This window comes from Lutibacter profundi (genome assembly GCF_001543325.1).
Lineage (GTDB): Bacteria > Bacteroidota > Bacteroidia > Flavobacteriales > Flavobacteriaceae > Lutibacter > Lutibacter profundi.
Genome location: NZ_CP013355.1, coordinates 678,595 through 691,411 on the forward strand (window position 1 = coordinate 678,595; position 12,817 = coordinate 691,411).

Annotated in this window: 11 protein-coding genes; all 11 read left to right on the top strand. The window is 29.7% G+C overall.

Annotated features, from left to right (window positions below):
- Nucleotides 1–147: 147 nt before the first annotated feature.
- A complete protein-coding gene (locus Lupro_RS02985) occupies nt 148–3,006 on the top strand; it encodes an NERD domain-containing protein/DEAD/DEAH box helicase (RefSeq protein WP_068206135.1) in 2,859 nt (952 codons plus the stop codon).
- On the top strand, nt 3,006–4,433 hold the full coding sequence (locus Lupro_RS02990; protein ID WP_068206137.1) for a tetratricopeptide repeat protein: 1,428 nt from the start codon (nt 3,006–3,008) through the stop codon (nt 4,431–4,433). The genes Lupro_RS02985 and Lupro_RS02990 overlap by 1 nt, the downstream gene beginning before the upstream one ends.
- 343 nt (nt 4,434–4,776) lie before the next feature.
- Nucleotides 4,777–5,958: an integrase core domain-containing protein gene (locus Lupro_RS02995; protein WP_068206140.1), complete on the top strand. Its 1,182-nt coding sequence runs from the start codon at nt 4,777–4,779 to the stop codon at nt 5,956–5,958.
- A gap of 47 nt (nt 5,959–6,005) precedes the next feature.
- Nucleotides 6,006–6,581, top strand: a complete 576-nt coding sequence (locus Lupro_RS03000) for a DUF1287 domain-containing protein (protein WP_068211380.1) — start codon at nt 6,006–6,008, stop codon at nt 6,579–6,581.
- 163 nt (nt 6,582–6,744) lie between these two features.
- Nucleotides 6,745–7,398 (top strand): hypothetical protein, encoded by a 654-nt coding sequence (locus Lupro_RS03005; protein WP_068206141.1) that lies wholly within the window; start codon nt 6,745–6,747, stop codon nt 7,396–7,398.
- Between the two features lie 154 nt (nt 7,399–7,552).
- Entirely contained in the window at nt 7,553–8,149 is a 597-nt protein-coding gene (locus Lupro_RS03010; RefSeq protein ID WP_068206143.1) for a hypothetical protein, read from the top strand.
- Nucleotides 8,150–8,364: 215 nt separating this feature from the next.
- On the top strand, nt 8,365–8,616 hold the full coding sequence (locus tag Lupro_RS03015; RefSeq protein WP_068206145.1) for a type II toxin-antitoxin system Phd/YefM family antitoxin: 252 nt from the start codon (nt 8,365–8,367) through the stop codon (nt 8,614–8,616).
- Nucleotides 8,616–8,873, top strand: coding sequence for a Txe/YoeB family addiction module toxin (locus Lupro_RS03020; RefSeq protein WP_068206147.1), 258 nt, complete (start codon nt 8,616–8,618; stop codon nt 8,871–8,873). Before Lupro_RS03015 ends, Lupro_RS03020 begins: the two co-directional genes overlap by 1 nt.
- Nucleotides 8,874–10,047: 1,174 nt before the next feature.
- Nucleotides 10,048–10,545: a hypothetical protein gene (locus Lupro_RS03025; RefSeq protein ID WP_068206149.1), complete on the top strand. Its 498-nt coding sequence runs from the start codon at nt 10,048–10,050 to the stop codon at nt 10,543–10,545.
- A gap of 178 nt (nt 10,546–10,723) precedes the next feature.
- Nucleotides 10,724–11,872 carry an ATP-binding protein gene (locus tag Lupro_RS03030; protein WP_068206152.1) on the top strand — a complete coding sequence of 383 codons (1,149 nt, stop codon included), beginning with the start codon at nt 10,724–10,726 and terminating at the stop codon, nt 11,870–11,872.
- A 192-nt stretch (nt 11,873–12,064) separates the two neighbouring features.
- Nucleotides 12,065–12,745: a hypothetical protein gene (locus tag Lupro_RS03035; protein WP_068206154.1), complete on the top strand. Its 681-nt coding sequence runs from the start codon at nt 12,065–12,067 to the stop codon at nt 12,743–12,745.
- The last annotated feature ends 72 nt before the right edge of the window (nt 12,746–12,817 follow it).

The window sequence follows — 12,817 nt, forward strand, 5'->3', positions numbered from 1 at the left end:
CAAATCTTATAAAAGCCCGTTGTGCGGCATACGAAAAAAGAGCCAACGCACAAATAGCACATTTGGTTTTTGCCGACACGAAAGCCAACGCAGAAAAAACCAAAAGAGCTATTTTTTTGCCAACGCTCGAATAAAATAGGAATAGAAATGCTTGAAATAAGAAAAGGAACAGCAGCAAAAAATTACGAAAACACCTTTTTTAGAGAGTTTGCTGAAAATTTGAGCAATCTTTTTGACAAGTACTCACGGGAAGGACTTTTGATAGCAAATTCGGAATGTGAATTAGAAAAACGTTTGCAAATTGATGCATTACTTATTACTACAAATGCTGTCTGTATCATTGACTTCAAAAACTTCGGGGGAAAAATCACTTTACCCAAAAACGCTAAATCAGAATTTGATTTTGGTAGATGGACAAATGAAAAAGGAGATATTATCAAAGGTGGAAGTTCAATAAATCCATTTATTCAACTCAAAAACCAAAAAGACAGATTTATTAAGGTTGTTGAAAAGCAAATTCAAAAGAAACTTTCTAAATCTGATTGTTTTAATCCTTATCACACAGTAAGAACTGTTTGTTTTCAGAAAACCATCGAACTGATTGGCTCAATACCATCCAAAGAGGAATTGAATTTCTTTATAATTGACAAGAGTAATTACCTTGAAAAAATCAGAGATATTATTGATATTACTGATAAAGAAGTCTCTCTTTCGAAAAGTTCATTTGACCTTTTCAAAACCGTATTTCTAGCAGATAAATTTGACATATCAGAACAATATGAGCAAACAACTGACTTTGCAAAATATCAAACAGAATTAGACTTTGAAAACCTTTATCCTGACCAAAAATCTGCTCTTAATGAAATAGAAAGTTTTATCAATTCTGATAAGGATCGATTTTTTGTACTGCAAGGAACTTCATTGAGCGGAAAAACCCACTTAATACCATTTATTCAAGATGTTGCTTTTAATAATGGAATATCTGAAGTAAAGCTTTTTGCATCATCTGGGCGTGTAGCTCACAATTTACTAAAAGACAGTAATTTGGAATTCAATAGTATGTATTCGTACATCTATGGTGGCAACACACAAAATGAAGAGCGAGAAGAAACAGAAGATACAAAGACTGATGAAACGCTGAACTTAGAAATCGTTCCCTTAAAAAAATCAGACGATACAGAAGAAGCTATTTTTATAGTTGACGAATCCCATTTGGTTTCAGACAATTATCACCAGTCAATTGATTTAAGGTTTGGTTCGGGTAAATTACTTGAGGACTTTATCGGATTTACAGACCTTAAAGAATCAAAGCGAAAAATTATTTTTGTTGGTGATAGCTTTCAGCTTTCTATCGGTAAAAAAGAAGAAAGTGCTTTAAACCCTGATTACTTATCGGAAAAATATGAGCAGAAATCAAAAGCATTTCAACTAATTGACAAAGAAAACAAATCTCCTATTGTTGAACAAGCTTTAATAGCTGTTGACTGTATAAGAAATCAATCTTTCAACACCCTTTCATTTAGCTTTAGTGAAACCTTAAAAGAGATAACCAAAGACAAACTTTTACGTCAAATCGAAAAATCGCTTAAATCTAATCGTTCTTCGCATATTCTATGTTTTTCAAACTATGATGCCCAAAAAGTAAACTTTTGGATAAAGAAATCCATTATTAAAAATGGAAGTGATTTACAACCAAAAGATTTAATTCTTTTTGGTAACAATATTCGCGTGGAAGATGAAAATGACCCTTTTGCAGAACCTAAGAAAATATACAACGGACAGTTCGGCAATATAATTAGTGTTTCAAAACCGATTACGAAAAAAAACAAGCTTCTAACACCTTTGACATTTCGGGAAGTTTCAATTCAGCTACACGAAACAAATCACATATTAAAGTTTTTGAGTTTTGAAAATTTCCGATTGAGTGATAAAGGCGAACTTTCAAAGGAAGAAATTATATCATATAAAATTCTATTGAACCAACTCGCTGAAATAGAATTGGAAAACTTCAAAAATGGTAAATATCACGCAGATGAAGAATTGAAAGAATTACTTGTAAAACTAAAAGACGGAAAAAGAGTAAAAACTAAAGTCCTTTCAAGAATACAGCGACTTTTAAGCAATATGCCATCAACCGATTATTATCAATTCAAAAATTCGGCACAGTTGCGATTTGGTTGGGCATTGACCGTACATAAAGCAATGTCTTATAAGTGGGATGAAGTCTTTTTTAATACAGAAACTGGTGGAGGAAAAACAAATGAGACTTATTTTAAGTGGGTCTATACCGCTTTAATTAGAGCAACACAAAAAGTAAGTTTAATTAACTATGAGCCAATTTCACCATTTTATAAAATTGACATCAAATCCTCAGCAACTCTACAAACAAGCGGAAAGGAACTGTTCTTTGTAGCGGATATATTAGTTGACTTATCAAACACTAACAAAGAAATTTCTGATAAATTCAAATTCCCTGATGTTGAGAATAAATCTGCACTTCTTCAACTTTATCAGTTCATTTATCATAAAATTGAAAATCAAAAGCTAAAAGTAAAATCAATCAATCATCCTGATTATCAAGAATTATACGAAATTAAAGGTAGTAATGGAGAGTTAGCAACACTATCAATATATTATAACAAAAAGGGGCAATTCAAGTTACCCACTCTAATGAAATCTCAACCAAAAGAGTTTGGAGCGGAGATTTTGGAAATACTGAAATCCAACAATAAAATATCTGACTTTGGTTTTATTAAGGATACTTGGAGAGTATCAGTTTATGAAAAGCTAAATGGCAAATTAACTTCCTTTGACATAGGAATAGGATATATAATTCAAGCACCATATAAGGACACTATTCAATTTATAAAAGGTAAGAATGTACTAATTGTCGATATGTATTATGATGGTGATGGTTTTTTCTCAACTGTTTCAGCTTCTTCTTGTACAGAAAGTAGTTTGTGGGATGAATTCCAATCAATTATTAATGAGCTAAAAGGTAAATAATGGCATCATTATATGATTTTAGCAGACATATAGCCGATTTGAAAAGAGAAAAGAAATATGCTGATGCACTTTCTTTTTTCAAGGAGAATAAAGCTGATTTCTCAAATGAGCAGATTGCTAATAATGAGTACCTCATTTCCGATATTATTTCCTGTTTGAGATACACGAATTATTTTGATGCTGGATTCCAGTTTTTAAAAATCTATAATATTCAAATCAATAGTGATACTAAAGAAAGAATTCTGAATGCTTACGGTTGGCTATTATGGTCAAAGTACAAATCTGAGAACTCAACCGTGTCAGACATTGAAGAAGAACATCATTTTTTTGAGGATGATGAAGAAGTAAATCAAGAAGATAATTTCCATTACGATAAAAGCGAACTAATTGAGCGAATAGAAACTCTAATCCCGTTGCTTTTAGAACTAAATAATGATTTCTCTAAAACCCTTATTTCTAATCTCTTTTCAATCGTTTTAAAAAGCGAAAAAAAGAAACCAGCTCCCAATTGGAAGTTAGTTAACGATTTTTGTAATCATATTAACCCTGAAGTTCTCTCACGCGAATGTTCAACCATACAAATTGAAAGGAAAGGTCAAATGAGAGATATGGAATTAGCATCTGACATTGAGAATTGGTACGCATACAAAACCAAAGCCCTTATGAAATTAGGGGAATGGCAAGAATGTTTTGAGAAATCTAAAGAGGCTCTTGTTATATTGGAAAGCTTCCATTATTCAAATGATGTTTGGTTTTCAAGGCGGATTGCCCTTTCAAAAAAAAATTTGGGAAATACAAAAGATACTATTGAAGAACTAAAACACATACTTCGTAAGAAAAAGGAGTGGTTTATTCAAAAGGAATTAGCAGAATTATATTTTGATGAGAATGATTTAGAAAATGCTTTTAAGTATGCTATTCAAGCAATTACTAATTTTGGACATTTGGAGTTTAAAGTTGATTTACTATTTCTATTAGGCAAAATTTTAAACAAGAAAGACGAAACAGATTTAGCCTTTAAGCACTTTTCTTTATCTAAACTCATAAGACAAGTTGAAGAATGGAAAATACCTCAAAAAGTATTTGATGAATTACGAAACTTTGAAAGTGTAGAAATCAATATCAATGATATAGGTAAGTTAAAATTAGAACTTAAAAAATATTGGAATGGTTTTTCTCAAGAGAAGAAGAAGTCATTTTCTAATACAAAAGGGACTCAAAAAGGAGAAATTATAAGAATAATAAATGATAATGAAAGAGGAAAAGATGGCTTTTTGAAAAGTAATAACAAAGACTTCTATTTTTCGTTATCATCAAAATTTTATTTAACGGGAAAAGTTGAAATAGGTACAATAGTTGAATTTATTGTAATACCTTCAAAAGATGGAAAAAAGGAACAAACAAGAATAAAAAAGATTATAAAATGAAACCCTACGCTAAAAGCCATACACATTTGCAATTCGCACCAGCCAACGCTACAACCAAAAATTGCAAAAGAGTATGTCTTTGCCAACGCTAACAGACAGACGAAAAAAAAGTACGACCGCACAACAAGGTGTATAAATCATTGGGCGATAAGTAGTTAAATGATAATTATAAATATAAACTAACATAACGGTAAACTGAAAATGAAGTGCTACGAAATGCCCAACGCTTCATACACAAACCGTTAGCACACATAAGGTATGATAAAGGGACATCGTTTACAAAGTTAAAGAGACATAGTTTACACTTTTTAGGTTGTAATTTGAGAAATAAAATCAAATTATTATGCCTTGGAAAGAAACAACAACTATGGAACAAAAAATTGAATTTATTTGTGAATGGAGAACTGGAAAATATACCATCACAGAATTATGTAAAAACTTTGAAATCTCAAGACCCACCGCCTATAAGTTAATAAATAGGTTTGAAAAACAAGGTTTTGAAGGCTTAAAAGAGCAATCAAGAACTCCAAAGGAACATCCAAATGCGACAAAGGAAAATATTGTTGATGGGATACTTAAATTAAAGAAAAAACACCCACGCTGGGGAGCTAAAAAAATCAATAAACTATTGTTTAACGATTTTACAGAAAATGAGATCCCCTCGGTGGTTACTGTTCACAACATACTCAAAAGACACGGTTTAGTATGCCCTCAAAAAAGGTTAAGAAGAGTCAAACCTGTATATCCTATTTTTGATCCAAAAGTGTGTAATGAAGTATGGAGTGCAGATTACAAAGGAAAGTTTTTAATGGGTAATAAAGTGTATTGTCACCCACTGACCATTGCTGATTCCAAAAGTAGATTTTTATTCACAGCTAAAGGACATTATAAAGAAACTTTAAAGTACGCAAAGGCTGAATTTACAAAGGTTTTTAGGAAATATGGAATCCCTAAACAACTCCACACAGACAACGGAAGTCCCTTTGGGTCTGTTCGTGCTATTCAACGATTTACACAACTCTCCTATTGGTTTATTGAACTTGGAATTATACCCGTTTTTTCTGACCCAGCACACCCAGAACAAAACGGAAGACACGAACGTATGCATCGCGATTTAAAAGCGGCTTGTGCCAAACCTTCAGCCTATGACTTAAAAGCACAACAAAGACGTTTAAATCACTTTGTAAAAGAATATAATCACATAAGACCTCACGAAGCCTTAGGGATGGAAACACCTGCTTCAATGCATAACTTTTCCTCCAGACCTTTTCCTGAAAAAATACCTAACTTTGACTATAATTCAAATCTCAAAATTTTAAAAGTAACTCAAAATGGAGCAATCAGATGGAAGTCGTATTATTGGGTATATTTAACAGCAGCTTTAAAAGGAAAATACGTAGGTATTGAAGATTTAGGTAATGGAATTTGGAAAGTCTTTTATAGAGACGTATTTTTAGGTTTCTTTAATGAAACACAATTAAGAAATAAAGAAAAGTCAATAAGGTTAGAAACTAATTTAGTGTAAAGTCTAATCTTTAACTTGTGTAAACTATGTATCTTAACGAACATAAGATGAAAAAGATTATTCTGATAATATTGATAATAATTTCGAGTCTAACTTACGGACAAGAAGTTGGAGTTCAAAATCTATCTGATGCTGCAATAGAACTTACAAGACAAAAAGTAACTTACGACCCAAGTTATTTCTCAATCAATTACCCAAACGGAGATATTCCGAGTGATAAAGGAGTTTGTACAGATGTCATAATAAGAGCTTTCCGAAAAACTGGAATTGATTTGCAAAAAGAAGTTCACGAGGATATGAAATCTAACTTTAATCTCTATCCGAAAAATTGGGGATTAAAAACAACTGATAAAAATATTGACCATCGGAGAGTTCCTAATTTGATGAAATTCTTTGAGAGAAAAGGAACTGTAAAAGTTAAATCGACAAACCCGAGTGATTATAAACCGGGAGATATAATTTGTTGGAATTTATCGGGAGGAATTACTCACATTGGAATTGTTGTAAAAAGAAAATCATCAGATAATAAAAGATATTTGATTGTTCACAATATCGGAGCAGGACAAGTTTTAGAGGACTGTATGTTTGATTTTAGGATTATTGGACATTATAGATACGATTGATAAAACGTGTGCTAACACCTCATAAAATTTATGCTTACATTTAAACAAAATAACGAACAGACAAACATTCAACTAACGATTTGCTACAACCGAAAAATCTCCGATTTTCCAGTCGCACAAATCTTATAAAAACTCGTTGGCTTTAATTTGACTAAATAACCAAATGACAGAATCTATTAAACATTTTTTTAATTTATTATTTGATAATTCAAAATCTTGGACATTCAGAACTGCTGCTGGAATTTCAATAATTGGATTTTTAATACTTACTGACATAACTTTAAGTTTTACTTATAATATTTACATTAATAACAAAATTGACCAATTAGAAAAAATACAAACTCTCAAAAAAGATTATAAATATGACTCTTTGAAACTCAAAAAAATTGTATTTCTTGAAAATAAAATACTTAACAAAGAGCATTACACAGAATTTTTATCTCGTAATTTATCAAATATATCTTTCAAATCAAGTATTAAAGACCAAAACGTAAACCAAAGTACAACCGATACTATAACGACTACGAAACCCATACAATCATTATTTTGGATGGTTTTTTCATCAAATTATTTATTAGTCTTAATTTCACCTTTTTTAATTCTTTTGCCAGTTTATAATAGAGAAAGTAGAACTGGGGCTGGAATTTTAGGATGGTTTGCATCATTAGTAATGATTGTAGCAATCGTAACTTTGATAACTTGGATTTCATACCAAATACCATTAATTTGGCATAATCCGATTTGGAATTATATTCTGAATTTTTTAATACACACTTTACTTTTGATTTTAATTGTAAAACTGAATAAAAAAAACTAAAGCCAACAATGCGTAAAAAAAATTGCTTAATTCTATTAAATACTTTATTTTTCATTTCTAATTATTTTTTAATTATTAATCGGAAAATAACGGTTTTAAATCCGCAACTTTCCTTACTCTAACCGTTGGCTGTAATAACACGAAAAAGATAAAAATGACACCGAAACAAGTAGAAAGAATAAAAAATAAAATCACGAAAATTAAACGTGCGCTTTCTGCTGACAAAAAACGTTGGGGAGGATATTATGATGACAGCCGAGGACTTCGATATTTACCACCAGAATTATATTTAAAAATAAACGATTATTCAGGAGCTTTAAGATATTATAACTGGTTTGATAAAAATTTCCCTGAGGACTCAGGATATCCAATATTTCTTTTTGAATGGACTATTACCCTTTTTAAAACTAAACGGATTAAACAGGCTGAGAAAAAGGTTATGGAAACATTTTACTCTAACACGTATTTGATTGACAAATTTTTAAACAAAGAATTACTTGACTTTGGCAAATTAGAGAATTCAAATTGGGAATATTCGAGTTTAGTTGAACAATTAATTTATTCAAAAGACCAAAACGAGTTAATTGATTTTGCTGACTGGTTAGAGAATTTTATTACTACTGAAAAATTTAAAGCTTTTGCCAATAAATTCATCGAAATTGAAAGTGTTTTAAAAACAGAGCCGATTGGAGAGAAAAGAACAAAACTTGTTAAAGAAAAATATAAACTGATAGATAATATTAACGATTAAAAACTACAGCCAACACCTCATAAAATTTATGCTTACATTTAAACTAAATAACGAACCGACAAACATTCAACTAACGATTTGCTTCAACCGAAAAATCTCCGATTTTCCAATCGCACAAATCTTATAAAAACTCGTTACCACACATAAAAACTGAAATAAATTTTGAATAACAATATTTTGTACTTAATTTTGTACATAATTAAAATTATTGAATTATGATTACAACGACAATATCAGATTTCAGAAAAGATATAAAGGATTACTTTAATAGAGTTACAGAAAACTTTGAGACACTAATTATTAACCGAGGTAAAAACACGGGAGTTGTAGTGATTTCTTTAGAAGAATACAATTCTCTTATTACAACTCAACACGAAATGTCTTCAGAAAAAAATAGAGCAAGGTTAGATTCTGCAATTGAGAAATTTAAAAAAGGAGATTCTTTTAACAAAAATCTTCTTGAGTAATGAAATATGTATTTGTAGATGAATCTTGGGATGATTATCTGTATTGGCAGAAAATTGATAAAAGAATACTAAAAAGAATAAATTTACTTCTAAAAGATATTTCCAGACAGCCTTATGATGGAATAGGAAAACCTGAGCCATTGAAACATAATTATCGAGGGTTTTGGTCGAGAAGAATTGATGGAGAGCATAGATTAATTTATCAAGTTAGAGATGATGAAATTAGAATAATAAAATGTAGATTTCATTATGATTAAAAACGTGTGGTAACACCTCATAAAATTTATGCTTAAATTTGAACTAGTACGAAATGACAAACATTTTAACAAACCGATTTGCTACAACCGAAAAATCTCCGATTTTCCAGTCGCACAAATCTTATAAAAGCCCGTTGGCAAATATGGCGGATTATGCTCAGATTTTATAAAAGTTATTTAAAATGGAAATTTAGAAAGCCGACAAATTTCAGATTATTTTTCTAAAGTAATGATATGAGAAATGAAACGGTCAGATTGATTTTCAGAACGCACAGATTTGAGAAATGAAACGTGAAAAACTGTTGAATTGCACAGATTTTAGAAATGAATCGCACAAAATGAGAAATGACACGAACAGAGAAATGAATCCGATTTTATGTTCATAGCGGAGAAAACTATGATTGAAAAATTGTAACTAAACCGATAAAAATAGCAGGATTTTATTCTCATTACGCACAAACGGAGAAAAAATTGACAAAAAAATATAGAATATAAATAGGGACATATTGATATGATTAAAAACCACATTAGCCAACAAATCATAAAATTTATGCTTAAATATGGATTTAGTACGAAATGACAAACATTTTAACAAACCGATTTGCTACAACCGAAAAATCTCCGATTTTTATGTCGCACAAATCTTATAAAAGCCGTTGCCAAATATGGCGGATTATGCTCAGATTTTATAAAAGTTCTTTAAAATAAAAATTTAGAAAGCCGACAATTTTCAGATTATTTTTCTAAAGTAATAATATGAGAAATGAAACGGTCAGATTGATTTTCAGAACGCACAGATTTGAGAATTGAAACGTAAAACTGTTGAATTGAACAGATTTTAGAAATGAATAGCACAAAATGAGAAATGAATCCGATTTTATGTTCATTGCGGAGAAAACTATGATTGAAAAATGGTAACTAAACCGATAAAATTGTTGGACTTCACTCCTATTTCGCACAAACGGAGAAAAAAATTGACAAAAAAGTATAGAATATAAATAGAAACATCTTGATATGATTAAAAACCACATTAGGCAACAAATCATAAAATTTATGCTTAAATTTGAACTAGTACGAAACGACAAACATTTTAACAAACCGATTTGCTACAACCGAAAAATCTCCGATTTCTCAGTCGCACAAATCTTATAAAAGCCGTTGGCAAACATAACCGATGAAATACACACCATTTGACAAATTTATAATTGAAACGAAAAATGGAGAGCCAGAATTGACTACTCGACTTTCTGAACAAATAGAACCAAAAAAATATTTTAGGACAAATCAATATTCCTCTAATAAAGAATTAAAACCTTACGAAGGAATAATTGAGAATAATTCATTTAGAATAAATCGGATTATTAAATATCAAAATCCATTCTTACCGAGAATAACTGGAGAGTTTAAAACTCAATATGGTGGAGGCTCGAAAATTCTTATTAAAATGAGAATTAAATATTCAATAATGATTTTTGCAGTTATTTGGTCATTTGCACCTACTCTATTTTTTTTAAGTTTCTCATCAAATTCAACTGAAGATAAAAATATTATTCCACAAATTTTGATTAGTTTTATTTGGATTAGTATAGGTTATTTATCAACTTATCTTCCTTTTAATTATGAGAAAAAAAAATCAAAGAAATTCTTGATTGATTTATTTAAAAATAGTTAAGATTAATGTAAAACGATTTGCCAACAATGTATAAAATTTATGCTAAAATTTAAACTAAATACAAACCGACAAACATTCAACAAACGATTTACTACGTCCGAAAAATCTCCGATTTTTAAGTCGCACAAATCTTAATACTAAACCGTTAGGCACAAGCAAAATAAACATTCGTAAATAAATGAACTTACAGCAATTAAAAGAAAAAACTGAACTAATTATTTCGGATTTAAAAGACAATGGTCGTTTTCCAAAAGAAAATAATGGAATTGATTATAAGTTGAAACTTAATATTGCAAAAACAAAAACGCCTTTAGAAAACTTCTTACTAAATTTCACAAAAGATATATTGTCTTTTTCAAATTCAGATGGCGGAATATTACTTTTAGGAATAAATGAAGATTCTGCTTCAGGAGTTCACACAGAAACGGGTTTAGAAAAAGATAATCTTGATTTGCTAAATCAAATTGACCTAAATGATATAACCCAAAAATTTGAAAAGATAGTGAAAATAGGTATTTCTATAGATTTACAGATATTTCAAATCGGAACAAAAAAATTCTATTATTTAATCATTGAGAAAAGTAGTCAGGTTCTAATTCCTGTAAACGATTTTCCTGAATATAAAATTACAAAAGGGTCGATATATTATCGTGCTTCAAGTAAAAATGAGCACGCAAACAAATCAACAACTGATTTCAATAGGTTTTTGCAAATAAAAGCCAATGAAAAAAGTAAAGAATTTATGGAGATTTGGTCAAAACTTCTTCCTGAAATGGTTGATATAAATCCAAGAGAAATTTTGATTATAAATCCTGCACAACATAAGGTATATGGATTTAATAGTAAAGATAAAATTCTTTCAGGAAGTGATATTGAAATTGATGAAACTCAAAATGGAGTATTTAATATAATTTTAAATGCTATTTCAGCAGGAGAAATTGGAAAAATAACAACAGACGAAGGAAAACCAATTTATAAAATTGTTGGAGAATTTCAAACTGACAGAGAACATATAATTCTAAATAGTCTTGAACAAGAAGTCAAAAAGAAGTCAAAATTTAAATTTACTAATGTTCAACTGAAAGTAGCAATACATCATTTGGGTTGGGTTAGTAATCCTAATTTTAAAGTCGTTAATCCACCAGAAGGTACGGTTATACCATCAAAAAGAAAATATATTTGGACTGAAACAATGGACCAAGTTTCTAATCGATCAAAAGTATATTTCTCATCAGATGCAATAGAGAAATTAGCAGAATTAATTGATGACGAAACGAAACATACAGAATTATTTAATAAGAAATTGAGTAAGAAAGCCAGTGCCTAACAAAGTGTAAAAATAATAAGGGTTTTAGTGCTTAACCCAAAGTGAAGTACATTTTACAAAGTCCGCAAAATTTACAATTTTGCGTGTCTATTAAATAAAGAAAAAATTGTAAATTTGGCTAAGTGATAAACCGAAAGTTCAGCCCTTCGAAATCCCTTACTATTCTTACACAGAACGTTATAAACTAGTTCGATGAAAAAATTACTCTTAATATTTACTGCAATTGGAATTATTTCTTGTAAAGAAAAAAATGTTGTCGGAGTTTGGATGTCATATAACGATAGAGTTATTGATTATAATAAATCGTTTGTTGGAGGACAAAGTGGTTATGTAATTGATTTTGATAACAACAATTGGAGTCATATGCTTTCAGATTCAGTAAAAAGAGTGAATTTTGATTTTAAAAGAAAATTCTTTCAAATATTTCCAGACACAACTAGTTATGATTTCAAAATTTATAAGAAAGACTCAATAGAAATTGAATTATTCGAAAATACAATGTCTGTATTTCGACCTTTAAATCTTAATTATAAAATAAATAGAACAAAAAAACAGATTTTTGATTTTTTAACCCAAAATAAATTTGAAAATATTAGAGATTCAACTAGTATTGAGTTTTCAGAATCTTTTCACAGGTTTGATAAAAATAAAGAGTTAAGATTACTAAAAGGAAATTCATTCAATAGTCCAATAATTGGATATTGGTATTTAGGAGAAATTCATCAGAATTATTTTTTATTTTTCACAATAGATGATTGTCTTGAACATAATATTTATCAGATTAAATCATTAGAAAATGACAGATTACTATTAAAGAAAATTCAGGAGAATGATTTGATATTCGGATTGAATGAATTAAAAACCAGTTTATAACAACTCATAAAATTTATGCTTAAATTTGAACTAGTACGAAATGACAAACATTTTAACAAACCGATTTGCTAC

Excerpts from the sequence above, each read along its gene's own strand:
- Lupro_RS02985 (WP_068206135.1), top strand. The coding sequence starts at position 148 with ATGCTTGAAATAAGAAAAGGAACAGCAGCAAAAAATTACGAAAACACC.
- Lupro_RS02990 (WP_068206137.1), top strand. The coding sequence starts at position 3,006 with ATGGCATCATTATATGATTTTAGCAGACATATAGCCGATTTGAAAAGA.
- Lupro_RS02995 (WP_068206140.1), top strand. The coding sequence starts at position 4,777 with ATGCCTTGGAAAGAAACAACAACTATGGAACAAAAAATTGAATTTATT.
- Lupro_RS03000 (WP_068211380.1), top strand. The coding sequence starts at position 6,006 with ATGAAAAAGATTATTCTGATAATATTGATAATAATTTCGAGTCTAACT.
- Lupro_RS03005 (WP_068206141.1), top strand. The coding sequence starts at position 6,745 with ATGACAGAATCTATTAAACATTTTTTTAATTTATTATTTGATAATTCA.
- Lupro_RS03010 (WP_068206143.1), top strand. The coding sequence starts at position 7,553 with ATGACACCGAAACAAGTAGAAAGAATAAAAAATAAAATCACGAAAATT.
- Lupro_RS03015 (WP_068206145.1), top strand. The coding sequence starts at position 8,365 with ATGATTACAACGACAATATCAGATTTCAGAAAAGATATAAAGGATTAC.
- Lupro_RS03020 (WP_068206147.1), top strand. The coding sequence starts at position 8,616 with ATGAAATATGTATTTGTAGATGAATCTTGGGATGATTATCTGTATTGG.
- Lupro_RS03025 (WP_068206149.1), top strand. The coding sequence starts at position 10,048 with ATGAAATACACACCATTTGACAAATTTATAATTGAAACGAAAAATGGA.
- Lupro_RS03030 (WP_068206152.1), top strand. The coding sequence starts at position 10,724 with ATGAACTTACAGCAATTAAAAGAAAAAACTGAACTAATTATTTCGGAT.
- Lupro_RS03035 (WP_068206154.1), top strand. The coding sequence starts at position 12,065 with ATGAAAAAATTACTCTTAATATTTACTGCAATTGGAATTATTTCTTGT.